The organism is Alkalihalobacillus phoenicis, assembly GCF_047302405.1.
In the GTDB taxonomy this organism is placed as follows: domain Bacteria; phylum Bacillota; class Bacilli; order Bacillales; family Bacillaceae_D; genus Alkalihalobacillus.
This window is the reverse complement of sequence record NZ_CP154853.1, coordinates 1262471-1280191: the sequence shown is the minus strand read 5'-3', so window position 1 is coordinate 1280191 and position 17721 is coordinate 1262471. Positions and strand designations below refer to the sequence as shown.

Genomic DNA, 17721 nt, shown 5'->3' with positions numbered 1-17721 from the left:
TTTTTCTTTATTTATTCAGCGTCCTCATCTCGTTCCACTTTTGTTGGACCTTGACGTTCTTCTTTAAGGTCAAAATAATCATTGATTAATTCAACACCAATGCCTTGGCTAATGTTGTAACCATTGGACGTGCTTGTATTAGGCACAACAATAGCAAACGCAATTTCAGGGTCATCCGCTGGTGCATACCCTACTAAGGTTTGGTTATTGGCATCTCTACCATTATACCTAACTTGAGCTGTTCCAGTTTTCGCAGCGACTCGAATATTATGATTAACATCATCTTTCAATCTTGGGGCTGTCCCTTGGCCACCATGAACAACTAACTCTAATGATTGTTGCACTCTCGAAATCATATCATCGTTCATGTCAAGTCGATTCAAAATATTTGGCCCAAATGATTGAATAACAGGTCCAAGCTCATCCTTATCAGCATACGGCTGGCGTATTTCATTTACTAACCTAGGTTGTACTCGATTACCGCCATTAGCAATCGTTGAAATATATTGAGCCATTTGTAAAGGGGTATATTGATCAAACTGTCCAAAAGTAAATTGTAGCATTAATCCACCGGCACCTTCTTGACCGACTACATCACCTATATACCCAACACTAGAAGATGGCAAATCGATTCCGGTATCAACACCTAACCCAAATTGATGGAAATAATATTTTAACGTATCATATGCCCTACTCACTTCATTTAAAATGAGTCGGTTATTATGTTGGCGATAATTAGCTAACCTTAACCCAACTTCAATCATATAAATATTCGAAGAACGTTCCAGTGCTTTAGAATAACCAATATTTCCAAGAGTCCGATTTAAAGAACTATAAGGTTGACCAGCTACCCTAATAGGTCGATCATATACGGTTGCACCTATAGGCATAGCCCCGGATTCAAATCCTGCCAAAACCGTTGCTGCTTTAATAGTAGAGCCCATCTCAAAACCATTATTAACAATGGCCTGATGATTCATTACCGGCCCATTTTCAGCTCCAACTTTATCTTCATAACCGACCATCGCAAGAACCTCACCTGTATTAGGCTCCATCACAATCGCATAAGCATTTTTATCTCCTAAATATCGCAATGCTCCTGTTTTCACTTGTCGTTCTACAGCTTCTTCTAAAAGTTGCTGATATTCCATGTCTAAGGAGAGCACTAAATCATTTCCTCTTTGCCCTAATTTCTCCGTTATTTCCCTTTGAACGCTAGAGCCCGATGTTGTCGTAATATTTTCAACCTCTGCCTTTTGTCCACGTAACGCTTCCTCATATTGCATTTCGAGAAAACTTACTCCTACTTGGTCTGCCCGTGAATAACCACGTGCTAAGAAAGAATCAATTTGCTCACTAGGGATCGAGCGAATATTTCCAAACAAGAAGTTGTTCCCAAAAGGATAGGTTCTTTCCGAATCACGTAAAATATCAATTCCTGGTAATTCGCTTAAACGCTCACTAATAACATGGGCCTCTTTATCAGTAATATCTTTTTTAATTCGTTGCGGAGTATTGGCGTAACCCGCTGACATTTCTTGAAAGATCGCAATGACTTCAAGCTCTCGGTCAGAAATTTGCTCTATCTTCCCCTCTGGTATCGCATTGATTTGGGCCCGATATATTTCCCCTGATGTCATATCATCTGTATCTATATCGTCTGTTAATTTAGCGATTTCTTCTGCATCCAATTGTAACAATAAATATTCTCTTAACGTAAATTCTCGAACATTTTCTGTATCGATTTCAATAAGCGGCTGTAATTTCCAAGCTAACTTTAGCATATCTGTTGCTCTCGTTTGTTGAGATGGATTTGTATAGGTTAATGAAAGGACTAACTCATTATCAACAACAATATTTCCATAACGGTCATACATAATTCCTCTTGGTGCATCAATTCTTGCGGTGGAATTGCTTGTTCTTTCAAGCTCCTTTTGAAATTCTTCCCCTTGCACAATTTGTACGTACCCTAACCTTAGAATAAGAATGGAAAAGAGGATAAAAACTGCAAAAAATAAAATATTTAAACGCACAGGTACTTGTCGTTTCTTCCTTGTTTTTTCTTTGTTTGTCATCACCGTCACCTCACCGAATGGCTTTTATCTATGTATACATAAGAATAGACACCTAAGAGAAGGTGTCTAGAACTGTTAGAATGTCAAAAACCCGCGAATGCCGTTGCTACAGTTGTTTCTTGAACCTACACTTGTAGGTGGGTGCCCGCAGAAGATCCTTCAACGTCCAAAATAAATTGGCATGTTGGTAGATGTTCGATTTAAGGCTCCCTTTTTGAAAACAAGGTTCGAAACAAATGGAAGCTGACTAACACGGCAGGCTTATTTAATTGATTTGTATACTCATTATATCATAATCTGGGTCGCTGTCAAAAGATACATGTCCTTCTTTTGATAGGAATGAACAACTCAGAAAACTCTATTTTCTCATGAGAATAACTGATAGTTAAACGGTTGTCCCTCCTGTACTGCCATTTTCGCCATTTCTTTGTGTTGAAAAAGGAACTCCCTCCCCTCCAGTCGGACCAGAAAAACGAACTTTTCGAACAAACCAATAAATACATGTATGACCAGCTCCTAATATAAGCAAAAGAATCGGAATCCCTGTCTTTTCTGGAAATACGGAAATGGTAAAAATAAACGCCAAGACCGATACAATTCGACCACAATTTAAAAAGACCTCTCGGACCACAATGTATTCAATTCTCATTTCTGCTGCTTTTCTTGCTTTACCAATTACATCATACGTTAATGAAAGGTACGGAACGAGTAACATCGGGTATGCCATTGAAATAATAACCCCATAGGTAATCAGCTTTGGAAATGATAAATGAAAGACAATTAAAAAGATGGCCCCATATAAAATAAGTCCGCCAATAAGAATCGACTTTTTTCGATAGGCAGGCTTAATTAATCTTGTCGCCAAATAGTAAGCCACAAATTGTACGGATGAAGCGACCAAACCATATGTCCCAAGAGCTAATTCACTTTGAGTCACAATATAAACCCATACAGTAATAACAAACATAAACGTCCCTTCACGCAAACCTTGAAAAAAATGAGCGTATAAAATTTGTCGCCAGTTATGATTATGTTTTCGCTCTTTTAAAATCTCTTTAAAATGAAAATTCCCTTCAGCTGAACGCCTTTTCAACAAAAAACTAAGCAAAACCGCAATGACAAATAATCCTAATGAAATCGCAAATATGACCGTATACCCCGTAAATTTCTTCATATTTGTAATGATAATCCCTGATAACATCGGACCAATCATCCCGGCAAATGATGTGACTAATCCTAAAAACCCATTAAAAAAATCACGTGTATCCGGCTCTGTTATCTCAAAGGTTAAGACATTAAAAGCGAGCCAATAAAATCCAAAACCAATTCCAATTAAGGCTCCTAGTAAGATGATATATTGACTCGCCTTTTCCCCTAAAAACAAAACAGTGAAAAAAAAGACGGACAAAAAACTTACTCCAAGTCTCAATACGATAATTCGATCAATTTTTTTCGCCCACCTACCGGCTAAAATAAATGTAAGTGGTTGGAAAATAACCGATGCTAAATTATACAAGGCCAAATCGATAAACTGCCCCGATTGTTTCCACAAATAAACATTCACAAAGGTATTAGATAAGGCAATGCTTAATGCATATAAACCGCCAATGGTGAGTAACAGGGCTAATTCCTTTGTGACCTCGATTTCGCCAATCATTTTTGTAAGTAAGGCTTTTTTCACAAATGCCACCACCCTCATCAAATAGTGTGTCTTATGATGAGATGGTTATACTTTTAAAAAAATCACTTTTCTAAAACCGGCCATTTATAAACGTTTACTGTCTAATGAAGAAGTCACATTTCGTAAAAAAGAAATTATTGTTGTGTACACCTTCTTTTATATAATTGGCGTAAACATGTTGGTGCTGGGAAGTTCCTTCTCTCATTCGTCACAACGTTCATCCCATAAAAAAGAGCCCTGAATCATCAGGGCCCTTCATTTATTATTTTGCTGCTTGATATAATTCTTCAACCTTGTCCCAGTTTACCACATTCCAGAATGCGTTAATGTAATCAGGACGACGGTTTTGATAATTTAAGTAGTAAGCATGCTCCCAAACGTCAAGGCCAAGAACAGGTGCTTTACCATCTGATAATGGAGAATCTTGGTTTGGAGAACTTGTGATTTCTAATTTGCCATCAGCTACAACTAACCAAGCCCAACCAGAACCGAAACGATTAGCACCAGCATCAGCAAATTTTTCTTTGAATGCTTCAAAGCTTCCAAAAGTAGAAGTAATTGCATCTGCAACCTCACCAGTTGGAGCTCCGCCGCCATTTGGAGAAAGAAGTTCCCAGAATAATTTGTGGTTAGCATGTCCACCACCATTATTTCTTACCGCTGTACGAATGCTTTCAGGTACAGAATCAAGATTAGCTACTAAGTCCTCAATGCTTTTGCTAGCTAATTCAGCGTGACCTTCAAGTGCTGCGTTTAATTTTGTGATGTACGTTTGATGATGTTTACCATGATGAATGTTCATTGTTGTCTCATCAATATGTGGCTCAAGTGCGTTTGCTGCGTAAGGTAATTGTGGTAATTCGTATCCCATTAAAATCTCCTCCTTGAATATAAACCATTTTTTGAAGAATATCTCCAAAATTTTCTACCGACTTTTGAAACAAAAATGTTTAGTAAGTCTGCAATTATTACATTATCAAAGTTTTCTCATTTCTGCAATCCTTATGCACTGAGATTTTGATAAAAAGTAAAAAAGATTTTGCCTCCTGTTTACTTCATTTGTTAAACACACACAAAAGAGCTCTTCCTTCATCATTATATAAACGCAAAATAGCAACTCTATTTTCTATACCCTTAACTTCGATTTTTAAACTCCCCCTCTTCTATGTTCTACGAGCATTTCTTAGACCACTAAAAAGGGCTATTCTTTAAAAAATGGTTACATTAGTTAGCTATACTCCGCCAGCTCCATACCCTACGCGTTCCGCGGGTGAACCGGAAGCCTCCTCGCTTCGCTGCGGGGTCTCCCGTGTTGCACTTCTCCCGCAGGAGTCTCCGGGTATTGCGCTGGCTCCGTTTTGGTTAATGAAAAAAAAACTGTTTGATGCTATGATTAAAACTCTAAAGAAATAACCTAATTGCTTAGTTAGAATCCTATGTCGTCAAAATTGAACAGGGGACTTTTTCAGTGGCTTGAGCATTTCGTGGGTCCTTTTTTGCGTTTATTTTTTTGAGTGGCGAAGAAACATCATCAATTACTGTTGCCACACTACTGATTCCTCTTACAAAGCAAAAAAAATGACTCCCATTAGGAATCATTCTATCTTTATCGTTATATATGGCTTTACGCCGTTCATTTTAATTAATGGCGGAGGAAGAGGGATTCGAACCCCCGCGCGGTTTAACCCGCCTGTCGGTTTTCAAGACCGATCCCTTCAGCCGGACTTGGGTATTCCTCCGCAAAAAAACATATGGTGGACCCTGTAGGACTCGAACCTACGACCGATCGGTTATGAGCCGACTGCTCTAACCAACTGAGCTAAGGGTCCAAAGATAATCAAAAAGTTATGTATGTAATATCGGATAGCGGCGGAGGGGATCGAACCCCCGACCTCACGGGTATGAACCGTACGCTCTAGCCAGCTGAGCTACACCGCCACATTTGGCTCCACAGGTAGGACTCGAACCTACGACCGATCGGTTAACAGCCGATTGCTCTACCACTGAGCTACTGTGGATTAACGACAAGAATTATAATAGCATGATTTCAAATGCCTTGCAATAGTTTTTTTAAAAATTATTTAGCAACTCTTTTTATAATGTATCACAAGCCTTTAAAAACGACAAGACTATGTTTACTCAACAGACAAAAAGATTGTCGATTGCTCACTCTGTTGTTATGATAAGAACGTCCATTATATTCAAATGGCTAACTTATACGTACTAAACAGATGGAGCTTTTTTGTTCTAGCACCATTTTGTCTTTTTGAAAGGAGTCTGTGATGAAGTTTTATCAATTATTTTATAAATCACTTTATGATTTGAAGGTGATTGCCTATACTCGTTTACAGCCAATAACAAAGGCTTTATTACATGTAACCGTTTTAGCACTCATAGCCTTCCTTCCATTTATTATTTCTTCTAGCTTCACCTTAAATAATCAGCTCAATCAAATTAAAGCATTAGTTGAAACGGATTTGCCTGAGTTCACAATTGATTCCAATCAACTTCATAGCAACCTGTCGGAACCTTTTGTGGAATATTCCGATGCGACTGGATTTATAATTGTCGATCCAAATAATCAATATTCGCTCGTAGAACTACATAAGTACGGAAACGGCGTCGCTTTACAAAAAAATAACTTAACCTCTTTTGCTGCAGGACAAACTCAAGACATTTCTTACAATCTATTAGGGCTCGAGCAAATGGGGAGTAAACAACTCCTTGAACGAATTTCTGAATTAGCTGGTTTTTTACCGATACTATTACCCTTAATCGGATTTTTTAATTATGCGAGTTTACTCGGAACGACTTTTTTAGGAATATCTTTATTGGCTGCTTTAGGTTTACTACTTCGCGGCAAACGAAGCCAACTACAATATAAGCATTTGTGGAATATGAGTGCTTATTCGCTCACACTACCCGTTATTTTATTCGGATGGATTGAAGTTTTTATTCCACTATCACCACTTTTATTAATCTTAGCGTGTATCGCCATGCTTACTACAGTGATTCGGAAAATACCCATACCTAAACCCCGACGAAAAACAAAACCAACAAGTTAAATCGAAACCTCTCTTATAACGAAAAAATGCAGAGTAGTTGATAAAACAGAGAAAAACCTTTGAAGGCATCCTATCTTTGTCTTCAAAGGTTTTTGTTAACTTTATTCAATTCCTTCTTCTTTCTCTATCTCTTTCTGCTCCCATTCTTTAATTAAAATTCTTGTACCATCCACTGAAACTACTTCTACTGGGACGTTTGCTTCAATCCACTTGTTTCCACTTGTAGCACTATAACCTTCACCATCAATTTCAACCGTACCCGTAGGACGAAACGGACTTAAAGTTTTTCCTTTTTTCCCAACAAGCTCTGTGTACTTTTCATTAATGGAGTTATAACCCATTTCACTTGAGAGTTTATCCTTAAGGGTCATTTTATCCCACATATTTCGTGACGGGAAAACTTTTAAAAATAAGAACGAACCAAACCCTCCAATTAAAAACCCCATGGATACGAGTAACCCGTAAACAAGACTTGGAGAAGGAATTGCTAGAGCTGCAATCATGAGAATTACACCAATGACCGCTACAGTACCATCTGTAATGAACTTACCATCCACTATTATAAGTGTTAAACCAATTAAATATAGGAGTACAATCCAAAAACCAACATCCCCACTTAAATGATAGGTAAAATAGGTTGCCATAATCGCAACACCCAATAACGCAAATAGCCCTTTAGCACGTACAAGCAATTCACCAAATAAAAATAAAGTCCCTAATAAAATAACGATAAATCCAATCGTTGCATGATCAAGCCACTCCATGACTCTACCTCCTTTTTCTATATGTACGATTTTTCACTTAAAAAAGTTTCAAAGTTTAAAAAAGGCATCACACCTTTGATTATAACAGTTTTTTACTCGAAGTTCTAAACTTTATGAGAAGAATCCATTAGCTTTATAAGGTTTCCATGATTGAAGCTAGGACAAAAAATCAAATCGCACCGTAATCCGGGGCAACTCGTGGATTTCATTACGTATTTCTAGTTATTCGAACCCTAATTCCAGCAACTCAACTTTTTCATTACCTATCACCGGGTTTCCGCACCCTAATTCCTGCAACTCAACTTTTTCATTACCTATCACCAGGTTTTCGCACCCTAATTCCTGCAACTCACAAGTCTCATTACCTATCCCCTTTACCCACTCGTCATCCAACCGCACTAAACAAAAAAAGACCGCCCCAAAAGTCAAATGCTCTTTTGAGACAGTCTCTCTTTTACTTAATTACTTGAACTAAAAAAACCTCTAATTGAATCAACAACACTACCTAAAAAGTCCAAAAACTTTTCAAGGAAGTTTCGAGTTTGATCACTATTTAAAATGTCATCTAAGTTATCACGAACTTTGGATATTTGTGATTTCACATCGTCCCAATTTATGTTTAAGTCTTTCATTCTCATAAATAAAGAAACTAAACCATCCAACTCTGTATCTGTTAAGGTAATGCCTAGCTCTGCAGCTACTCGACGAATGAGCTCACGTAGGTCATCTTCTGTTTCGACTGGATTATTAGCCATTTCCTCTTTAATACGGTTCATTAATTCCGTCGCTTCATCGACACCAATTGATTCACCAAGTTCTGATGTTTTAACAATTTCTTCATTGGCAATTTGCTTCTGTTCTTCCGGAATAATCGTGTCTGTTGCTACTTCATATGCTTTGATAAGCCCTGTTAAAGCTCCCGTTCCTGATACACTAAATGGAGCTGTGACATAAATAACGGCATCTTCAACCCCAGCTGTAATAAGGGAGTTAGCATACATTCCCTCAGAGACCCAGTACACATTATTCGTTTCAACCGTTATCCCAGTGCCAGGCTCCGCAAGTGTAATTTTTGACGAGGAAATCGCTCTCGTTCCGATTGTCGCTGCGTTCACATACTCCCCTAAGTATTGATGTTCTTCTTCATTTGTGACATAAATAATTTCAACGTCACTTTCCTTAACACCCATATCATCTAATACACGCTGCTTTTGCTCGGTGTTTAAATCTTCACCTAATGTGATAATAATATCTCCTGGTACTGCATCAGCAAATGCTAATGTTGGCCATAACAAGGCAAATAGCATTAAGCAAATCAGTACCTTTTTCCATCTCTTATTCATTTCATCGACCCCTTTTTTTAGCAGTTTCCTGCTTTCACCAACAGCCTATCAATAAATTGGCCCTACTCAATAGAAAACACATTTTCCAAACAAAATAAAAGGGTCTTTTGTCCTAATTGACGCGTTTCAGCTTGTGTAAAATTGTAAAATACAGTCTTTTTACCGACAAGTTAAGTGAAAAAATAGCAGATTTAATAGACTTTTTTATCATCAATTAACCGGCCCTTCATCAAGACGATAAATGTTCCCAGATTGATGGATAACAATCCATATTATAAGCAATATACCAATTAACGACAAACTTGTGAACATTATTTGCTCAGCATCATCAATCCAATAACTGTAAAAAATCGGTCCTAATGCAACCCCGAGAAAACGAACCATTGAATAAAGGGAAAATGTTATCGATTTAATCTGTCCAGATATTAAAACGGCCAACACTTGACTTGCTATTGAAAGAAAGATTCCAAATCCGAACGAAAACATAGATGAACCAACCACAAGAGAAATGAGCTCAAAATAAAGGATTGGTAATAAAATCCCTAAAAACATCATAAACATTCCAACTACTATCATTTTAGTACTTGAATAGATGGTTGGAAACCTCATCTTCCCACTTAAATAACTGGAAATTGTCAAACAAGCAAGTGGGATAGAAAGAAGAATTCCCTTTTGTAAATCCTCTACCAAATAAGAACCTTCAAATTCATAAGAAAGATAAACCAAATAGCCAAATAAAACAAACATTCCTCCGAAGCCCACGGCAAAAACCGCTAAAATAAGTGCCCATGAACGACGAAGTTCTTCTAAAAATAAAGAAAGTGTAGCCGGCTTCTGTTTCCTTCCTCCATCTGCTTTATAAGCAAATAAAATCGACATTCCAATCCATGTTAAAAGAATACAAACGAAATAAAAAACGAGACTGAAAGACCATGTACTTATTAGAATAATCGCTGCTCCGATTATAGGACTAAGAACTTTCGCTAAACCATTAAAAGCTTCAATCATTCCTAAAGCTTGATTACGCTCTCTCCCACTAAACCAATCGGTTGCGATAATAAAGGCAAGTGGTGTGACCAAACCAGCACCAATACCTTGTAATAGCCTTCCAGCTAACAATAAAGAGAATAACTGGCTCCCAGGATAAAACACAGCAATCATCGCAAGCAACGAACCTACAATTAAAATCATTAAAGCACTTAAAATCACTTTCTTATAACCAAATCGATTTGTAAAAACACCACTTAAGGGAATGATCAAGGCGGCCGGCAGAGAAAATACACTCAAAAATAACCCAGCATCCGCTGACGTTAGATGCAAGTCCATTTGAATCGTTGGCATAAGCGGAATAAATAATGAGTTACCAAGGACCATTATAAACGGCAGAAAACCAATCAAAACAGCACCAACTACCGCTAAATGACTCCCTTCTCCTTTACGTGACATCATTTTAGCCTCCTTATTAAAAATGCAGTCGATATTTTTGGAAAAATTTATGACATATGTTCCATGATTCTCACATATACTATAGAGGCAAAAGTATTGTTAACAGGAGGACAAGCTGATGAAAAAATTCCTTTTTACAATCATTACTTTTATTACCTTAACAAGCGTTTATTATGATCTAACAGCCGGAACTTTACCCGCAAAAAATTCCACTTCTGCAAAAGCAGCTCAAATACAAAACAAAACTCAAACTCAAACAGACACTTCACCAGTAAACGAAGAGGTTTCCCTTTACCAAGAAGTGATCGTTGAACCAGGGTTTACCGTATTATCAATAGTGGAGCACTTACATAGCGGCCCCATTCCAGTTTCGATTCAAGAAGTGATTTATGATTTTCAGCAATTAAATAAAGGAATTGAACCCGAGAAAATTCAAATTGGCCATACGTATCTTTTCCCTCTTTATATCGAGTAAGGAGATATTTCTTGCCAAAATTAATAGGTCATTGATAAAATAGTATCGTAACTCAAACGAGCTTGACTAAATTAGTCCTCGTATAAAAGGAGCGATTGGTCTATGACCGCATTAACGCATCGTACAAAAACACGTCCAGTCAAGGTCGGTAATTTGACGATTGGTGGAAACGACGAAGTAATTATTCAAAGTATGACAACAACAAAAACACATGACGTTGAGGCGACTGTAGCTGAGATTCTTCGATTAGAAGAAGCAGGTTGTCAAATTGTTCGTGTTGCTTGTCCAGATATGCGAGCAGCTGAAGCGATTGCTGATATAAAAGCACGTATTAATATTCCCCTTGTAGTCGACATTCATTTTGATTACAAACTCGCATTAAAAGCGATCGAAGGCGGAGCCGATAAAATTCGGATTAACCCAGGTAATATCGGCCGTCGTGAAAAAGTAGAAGCGGTTGTCAAAGCAGCAAAAGAAAAAGGGATCCCGATTCGGATTGGGGTAAATGCCGGTTCTTTAGAGCGTAAAATTGTTGAGAAATATGGCTACCCTACTGCTGATGGGATGGTCGAAAGTGCTCTTCATCATATTAAAATTTTAGAGGATTTAGATTTTCATGACATCATCGTCTCAATGAAAGCATCTGATGTTCATTTAGCAATTGAAGCATATGAAAAAGCAGCAAAAGCTTTTGATTACCCTCTCCACTTAGGAATTACAGAAAGTGGTACATTATTTGCTGGTACCGTTAAAAGTGCAGCTGGCCTTGGTGCTATTTTAAATATGGGAATCGGAAATACAATGCGTATTTCATTAAGTGCCGACCCAGTTGAAGAAATTAAGGTCGCACGCGAGTTATTAAAATCATTTGGGCTTGCTTCAAATGCAGCAACGCTCATTTCCTGCCCAACTTGTGGAAGAATAGAAATTGATTTAATTAGTATTGCCAATGAAGTGGAAGAATACATTTCTAAAATTAAAGCACCACTTAAAGTTGCCGTCCTTGGGTGTGCCGTAAATGGCCCTGGAGAAGCGAGAGAAGCCGATATTGGCATTGCAGGTGCACGAGGTGAAGGCCTTTTATTTATGAAAGGAAAAACGGTCCGTAAAGTGCCTGAAGCAACAATGGTTGAGGAATTAAAGTTAGAAATTGATAAATTAGCGGAAGAACATTACGCGAAGCAACGTGAAATAGAAAAAGCATAAGCGACAAGCGCTTATGCTTTTCTATTTGGATATTTATCCAAAGCTCCCCTATTGAACAGACACCGCTTTTTCTAAAAGAACGGTGAGAAGAATAGAGTCAATAGGATGGAAATAGCCCCTAATCCTATCGCCCAGTTACCTAGTGCTTTAGCACCGTAATGCCTTGATACAAATCCAACGACAATACCAGCTGCTCCAAGCAATACTGGCAAGAAGAACAGTGATAAAAAAGAAAGCACAAAAGCAAATGTGCCGATACCTCGACCGGACGTTGAAGTATCTTTGTCCACATCTACATGATCAACTTCCTCATCCGTATCACGAACCACATATTGGTCAGCATCAAATGGCCTTCCCCCCGGAGACATTCCATTTAAAGCAGCGTATTCAGCAGCTGTCTCTTCGTTAAACTGCTGCCCGCCATTTTGATCATTATGAACAGGCTCCGGCTCATGTGACTCGTCATAATCACTTGTATCTTCTTTCATTTCATTGATCGGTCGCGTATCACGACGACCATCAGCATGCGTATTTAAAAAGGTTAACGATGGATCCTCATCATCGACTAATCGGACTGGATCCGTTTTATATTCTTTCCCTTTTTCCATACGAATCCCTCACTTTCTTTGTTTAGGGGAGCAGTCTTAGTATGACGCAGATCAAAAGGATTATCGCAGTTAATCTTTTCTTCTTTAGGAAATGACCTAGACCAGCATTCAAAAATCATGTATTGTAGTAGGATATGACGTGAACTTTTTAACAAAAGAGGTGTTTATTATGACAGAAAAAATAAGATTCGGATTGGACATTGATGGAACAGTAACCGATCCAGCAACATTTATCCCTTACTTAAATAAGGATTTTAATAAAACATTAACGTTAGACGATTTAACCGAATATGATTTAACTTCTGTTTTGAATATTACAGAAGATGACTTTTGGAAATGGATGGGGCAAAATGAAAGCCTCATTTATAAAGAAGCCAAAATGGCCCCTTATGCAAACGAAATTATCCATGAATGGAACCAAAGACACGAACTCATTTATATTACCGCAAGAAGAAACCACTTATTTGATACGACAAAAGAATGGTTTCTAAGCACGAAATTGCCATACCATCATATTGAAATGGTTGGAAAACATGATAAATTAGAGGCAGTTCGTTCACATAAAATTGATATTTTCTTTGAGGACAAACACGATAATGCGGTTGCCATCGCAGAGGAGTTTAATATTCCCGTTATCTTAATGGATACACCTTACAACCGTTTATTGGTTCCAGACAATGTCATTCGCACTTATAATTGGCAAGAAGCGAAACAATGGGTTGATGAATGGTTAATGGAAAAAGAACGAAAATAAAACAAATAAAACGGAAGGGCTGAGGTCATTATGATAACCTTAGTCCTTCCGTTTTCACTTTCACTTATTAAGGGAGCCTACTGCTGACACTGTCCGCATTTTCCATAAATCTCAAATTTATGTCCAGTTACTTCAAAATCAGAAAATGGTGTCTGTGCATGGAGTTGAAGTCCATCCATTGGACAGCTTTGTATATGGGCCGTTTTACCACAATCCAAACAAATTAAGTGGTGATGATGATGCTGAGTGGAGCAGCGAAATCGGAAACGTTTTTCACCTTCTAATTCTGTCGTTTCCAATATATCTAAATCCGTAAAAAGAGATAAATTCCGATAAATCGTATCGAAACTTAACCCTGGATAACAATCATTCATTGCCTCTAAAACATCTTTTGCCGAAATATATCGCTTTTCATCTGAAAACAGGCGAAGCATCTCTTCTCTTTTCCCTGTATGTTTATATCCCTTTTCCTTCAAACGATTCATCGCTTCATTGATGTCCAATTAAATCCCTCCTAGCTCAATCACCGATGCACTTTAACGGCACTTTTTTGTTTCGTAATAAAGAGTACTACTAATAAGATCATTAAAGCACTAACAACAATTGTACCACCTGTCGCCAATTGGAAATGATAAGCAAAATAAATACCTGAGAATACCGCTGCCTGAGCAAATAAAATACCGTAAGCCATTAATTGCTTGAAGCTTTTAGTAAATTGAATACTTGTTGCAACCGGTATGACAATCAAAGCCCCTACAAGTAAAATTCCAACAATCTTCATTGAAATGGAAATCACTAAGGCTACAAGTACCGAAAAAATAAAATTACTTAGCTTCACAGAAACACCTGATACTTTCGCATGCTCTAAATCAAAAGAGATCGAAATAAATTCTTTATAAAATAACACAACGACTAATAAAATGCTAAAAGCTGCTAAGATGATAAAATGTAAATCAGCCGCTGTTACACTCACAATGCTTCCAAATAAGTAAGCATACCATTCTTGAGTGCTATTTGTTGATAAGCTAATAAAAATGGCACTTAACCCAATCCCCGAAGACAAGATAATTGGAATGGCTAACTCCTGAAAATGTGGATACATCTGCCTAAGTTTTTCAATTAATAAAGAACCGACTAAAGCAAAAATGACCCCCATATACATAGGGTTTAAATCAGCAAACCAAATCGATGTCCCACCAAGGAATGCACCTGCAGAAATACCTGTTAATGTAATGTGAGACAATGATTCCGATATAATCGAAACCCTTCGCACTAACAGAAAAGCTCCAATGATCGGGCAAATTAAAGCAATAATAACTCCTGCAATGACACCTCGTTCAATAAAATTTAATTGATAAATCCATTCCATTTTTTTGACTCCTATAAACATTATCTTATCAATGTTTGCTCTTAATTTAAACCATTTCCTGATGAATCATCATATGCTTATCAAACTTCCCTAACTATTTTCCTTTGTACGACCTTCCCTGACCTAAACTTATGAATAAATACGGAGAGCATAAAAATACAGACAGCAAGGAGAACGATGGTTCCACCAGGTGCTAAGTCTAATTGAAAAGCAACCATCAATCCGCCAATAACTGAGATTTGCGAAAAAATAACCGAATAAATAAACATCTGTTTAAAGCCTCTCGCAAACCTCATGGCGGCAGCTACTGGTAAAGTCATCAACGAAGAGACAAGCAAAATCCCAACGACCCTCATCGAAACGGCAATGACTAAAGCAACGATGATGATAAATATAATGTGGAAAAAACGATGATTCAAACCACTAACAACAGCTTGTTCTTCATCAAAAGATAAAAAGAATAATTCTTTATAAAATAAAATAAGGACAATCATAACAATAATCGAAATAAACAGGATCGTCCAAACATCTGAACGACTAACGGCAATCACACTACCAAAAAGATAATTAAACAAATCATTATTAAAACCATCCGCTAATGAAATAAATAAAACACCCAGACCGATCCCTGCAGATAAAATAATCGGTATGGCTACTTCTTTATAGTACGTGTAAGCCGAACGAAGCTTTTCAATTAATAAAGCTCCACCAACCGAAAAAGCCATCCCCATATAAAGCGGGTTTAACATTTGAAAAAAAGCGAAATAATTTCCTAAAAGTAAACTAGCTGCAATCCCTGACAACGTAATATGGGACAAGGCATCTGCAATTAGCGATAATCTGCGAACAACGAGAAAAACACCTAATATCGGTGCCAAAAAACCGACCATGATTCCAGTCAGTAGGGCATTTTGTAAAAACTCATACCGAAAAAAAGCTTCTAACATTTTAATGTCCCCCGTGATTATGAGTAATCATATGAACATCATGACCATAAATACTTGATAAATCAGGATTTGTAACAAACTCATTTGAATTCCCATGAAAATGTAATGTTTTATTTAAACAAGCAACATCGGTCACATAATCAGTCATCGCTCCCATATCATGAGTGATAAGTAAAAGTGTCATATCCTTCTCTTGATTTAATTTCTTTAACATCGTATAAAATTGTTGCACACTTTGAACATCGACCCCAACTGTCGGTTCATCTAAAATTAACAGTTCTGGGTCACTTACTAGAGCACGAGCGATAAAAACACGCTGCTGTTGCCCACCCGAAAGTTGCCCAATATTTTGGTGTATATATTTTTCCATCCCTACACTCGTAATCGCTTCAACTACTTTTCTTTTATGGTGTTTATTTAAAAAACGAAACAAGCCTATTTTTCCAAATAGCCCCATCGAAACGACTTCAAATACAGTAGCAGGGAACCCACTATTAAAACTATTCGCTTTTTGCGAAACAAAGCCAATTTTATCCCATTGTTGAAACTTCTCAATTCTTTCACCAAACAATCGCACTTGACCATCTTGTGGTTTTAATAAGCCTAGGATGATTTTAATTAAGGTTGATTTACCAGACCCATTTGGGCCAACAAGACCTAAAAATGAGCCTTTTTCGATTTTCATTGATATATTTTCTAAAACATTTTGTTGTCCATAACGAAATGAAACAGATTCTATATCAATCGGGGCATATACTTCTGTTTTTTTCTGACTCATGAAAAAGCCTCCTCATTAGATTACCTTTAAGAATGATTCCGATTTACAATCCCTATATATTATAATGGATTTGAACGCCCATTCCAACTAAATTAATTTATTTTCTGTTAAACTCATGAAAAAACCACAAAAGGATTTACCTTATGCGGTCTATTCTCTCAATTATATCCTGTTTTGTAAAAGATTGTGTTATATCTAAAAACTACATAAGGTCTAATAAGCTCAGTCTAAACTCACGAAGTACAACCCATAGTGAAATACTCAAAAGAAAGCTACTAGTCTACAGCCACTGAAAACCACTAATCATTAAAGACGACTTGCTCAAATTGATTGGCATTATCTTGAATTTCAACGGCATACCAACTCTCAGCATGACCATTTTCTTTAATATAAGCCTCTAACCCATACATTCCACGATGATAGGCTGTTAATGCATAGTCCCAGTTGTCATAACGGTCATAAAGAAAACTTAAATACTCAATGGATAATTGAATTGAAAATAATGGATCAAATAATAATTCATCTTTATATTCAAGTCCCGCCATCTCCGCAATCCAAGGAGCTGTATTTTTCATAAACTGTGCCATACCATACGCTTTTCCATATTTCGTTTCAGGGCCAACTAGATTCGGATCAAACGTATCACCTGTCTCTGTACGTAAAAGCTCGTACACGATATAAGGATCAATTTCTTTTTGCTGGGCCACTTCACCTAGAAATAAACCCCATTCCATTTCAAATTTCCCGTCACTATCTTCATAAAACTGCTCAGCTAATTCTTTTGATTGTACCCAAGTATGGTAATCGTGCACAATATTTGATTCAACAGGTTGGGTGGAAAAATACTGCCTCATCTCAGCCATTTCTTGTTCCATTTGTAATTCTTCTTTTTTCACTTCAGCTTGAAATACTCTATCTTTAAGTTGTTTATTTTGAACAACGAAAAATCCGATTATAACCATAAACAATAGCGTTAAACTTACTAATAGTTTTAATTTCAAAAAATCCCCTCCAATTAATGCAGGTATTTATTCTTACAACGCTACTTATCATACAAAAAGACTAGTTCTTTCTCAACCATTAATATCCGCTTTATCTATGGTAATCGATTGATTTTTAGGTTCTGAGCAATTCAAACAAATCATATCTTAGCAAATCCCCTCCGTTTGCTCCCAAATACTCTTAATTTCTTAATTTCAGGTGGGAATTT

The 17721-nt window shown here is 37.2% G+C and carries 16 protein-coding genes, 4 tRNA genes and 1 other RNA gene; 4 read left to right on the top strand and 17 right to left on the bottom strand.

The genetic code is table 11. The annotated features are described in order from the left end of the window. Positions 1–11: 11 nt before the first annotated feature. The 8 genes from AA0017_RS06030 to AA0017_RS05995 all read right to left on the bottom strand — a co-directional run bounded on the left by AA0017_RS06030 (position 12) and on the right by AA0017_RS05995 (position 5774). Entirely contained in the window at positions 12–2075 is a 2064-nt protein-coding gene (locus AA0017_RS06030) for a peptidoglycan D,D-transpeptidase FtsI family protein (protein ID WP_413380172.1), read from the bottom strand. 84 nt (positions 2076–2159) lie between these two features. Further along, positions 2160–2340, bottom strand: a non-coding RNA gene (ssrS, locus tag AA0017_RS06025) — 6S RNA. A 120-nt stretch (positions 2341–2460) separates the two neighbouring features. After that, positions 2461–3732, bottom strand: coding sequence for an MFS transporter (locus AA0017_RS06020; protein WP_413382427.1), 1272 nt, complete (start codon positions 3730–3732; stop codon positions 2461–2463). 286 nt (positions 3733–4018) lie between these two features. Continuing rightward, entirely contained in the window at positions 4019–4627 is a 609-nt protein-coding gene (locus tag AA0017_RS06015) for a superoxide dismutase (protein ID WP_413380171.1), read from the bottom strand. A 775-nt stretch (positions 4628–5402) separates the two neighbouring features. Then, a tRNA-Ser gene (locus tag AA0017_RS06010) sits at positions 5403–5495 on the bottom strand. 13 nt (positions 5496–5508) lie between these two features. Continuing rightward, positions 5509–5585, bottom strand: a tRNA-Ile gene (locus tag AA0017_RS06005). Between the two features lie 35 nt (positions 5586–5620). After that, positions 5621–5694, bottom strand: a tRNA-Met gene (locus AA0017_RS06000). A 5-nt stretch (positions 5695–5699) separates the two neighbouring features. Continuing rightward, a tRNA-Asn gene (locus AA0017_RS05995) sits at positions 5700–5774 on the bottom strand. Positions 5775–6038: 264 nt separating this feature from the next. Here AA0017_RS05995 and AA0017_RS05990 point away from each other — a divergent pair. Beyond that, complete coding sequence (locus AA0017_RS05990; RefSeq protein ID WP_413380170.1) at positions 6039–6821, top strand: DUF1189 domain-containing protein; 783 nt, start codon at positions 6039–6041, stop codon at positions 6819–6821. Positions 6822–6922: 101 nt separating this feature from the next. Here the strand turns inward: AA0017_RS05990 and AA0017_RS05985 are convergent, their stop codons facing one another. The 3 genes from AA0017_RS05985 to AA0017_RS05975 form a co-directional block, all read right to left on the bottom strand. Next, positions 6923–7585, bottom strand: a complete 663-nt coding sequence (locus AA0017_RS05985) for an NfeD family protein (protein ID WP_413380169.1) — start codon at positions 7583–7585, stop codon at positions 6923–6925. A 458-nt stretch (positions 7586–8043) separates the two neighbouring features. Further along, entirely contained in the window at positions 8044–8928 is an 885-nt protein-coding gene (locus AA0017_RS05980; RefSeq protein ID WP_413380168.1) for a DUF1002 domain-containing protein, read from the bottom strand. Positions 8929–9138: 210 nt separating this feature from the next. Next, positions 9139–10374, bottom strand: coding sequence for an MFS transporter (locus tag AA0017_RS05975; protein ID WP_413380167.1), 1236 nt, complete (start codon positions 10372–10374; stop codon positions 9139–9141). A 118-nt stretch (positions 10375–10492) separates the two neighbouring features. Between AA0017_RS05975 and AA0017_RS05970 the strand changes: the two genes are divergently transcribed. Both AA0017_RS05970 and ispG read left to right on the top strand, forming a co-directional pair. Then, positions 10493–10849, top strand: a complete 357-nt coding sequence (locus tag AA0017_RS05970; RefSeq protein ID WP_413380166.1) for a hypothetical protein — start codon at positions 10493–10495, stop codon at positions 10847–10849. A 102-nt stretch (positions 10850–10951) separates the two neighbouring features. Continuing rightward, positions 10952–12055 (top strand): flavodoxin-dependent (E)-4-hydroxy-3-methylbut-2-enyl-diphosphate synthase, encoded by a 1104-nt coding sequence (gene ispG / locus AA0017_RS05965; RefSeq protein ID WP_413380165.1) that lies wholly within the window; start codon positions 10952–10954, stop codon positions 12053–12055. A gap of 71 nt (positions 12056–12126) precedes the next feature. Here the strand turns inward: ispG and AA0017_RS05960 are convergent, their stop codons facing one another. Next, a complete protein-coding gene (locus AA0017_RS05960) occupies positions 12127–12663 on the bottom strand; it encodes a DUF4190 domain-containing protein (protein ID WP_413380164.1) in 537 nt (178 codons plus the stop codon). Between the two features lie 169 nt (positions 12664–12832). Here AA0017_RS05960 and AA0017_RS05955 point away from each other — a divergent pair, with 169 nt between their 5' ends. After that, a complete protein-coding gene (locus AA0017_RS05955) occupies positions 12833–13417 on the top strand; it encodes a hypothetical protein (protein WP_413380163.1) in 585 nt (194 codons plus the stop codon). Between the two features lie 77 nt (positions 13418–13494). Here AA0017_RS05955 and AA0017_RS05950 read toward each other — a convergent pair whose 3' ends face one another. From AA0017_RS05950 to AA0017_RS05930, 5 genes are all read right to left on the bottom strand, one after another. Continuing rightward, complete coding sequence (locus AA0017_RS05950; protein WP_413380162.1) at positions 13495–13920, bottom strand: Fur family transcriptional regulator; 426 nt, start codon at positions 13918–13920, stop codon at positions 13495–13497. 20 nt (positions 13921–13940) lie between these two features. Continuing rightward, a complete protein-coding gene (locus tag AA0017_RS05945) occupies positions 13941–14786 on the bottom strand; it encodes a metal ABC transporter permease (protein WP_413380161.1) in 846 nt (281 codons plus the stop codon). A gap of 80 nt (positions 14787–14866) precedes the next feature. Further along, positions 14867–15733 (bottom strand): metal ABC transporter permease, encoded by an 867-nt coding sequence (locus tag AA0017_RS05940; RefSeq protein WP_413380160.1) that lies wholly within the window; start codon positions 15731–15733, stop codon positions 14867–14869. Position 15734: 1 nt separating this feature from the next. Beyond that, on the bottom strand, positions 15735–16511 hold the full coding sequence (locus AA0017_RS05935; RefSeq protein WP_413380159.1) for a metal ABC transporter ATP-binding protein: 777 nt from the start codon (positions 16509–16511) through the stop codon (positions 15735–15737). Positions 16512–16810: 299 nt separating this feature from the next. Continuing rightward, on the bottom strand, positions 16811–17512 hold the full coding sequence (locus AA0017_RS05930) for a lytic transglycosylase domain-containing protein (RefSeq protein WP_413380158.1): 702 nt from the start codon (positions 17510–17512) through the stop codon (positions 16811–16813). Positions 17513–17721 lie beyond the last annotated feature (209 nt).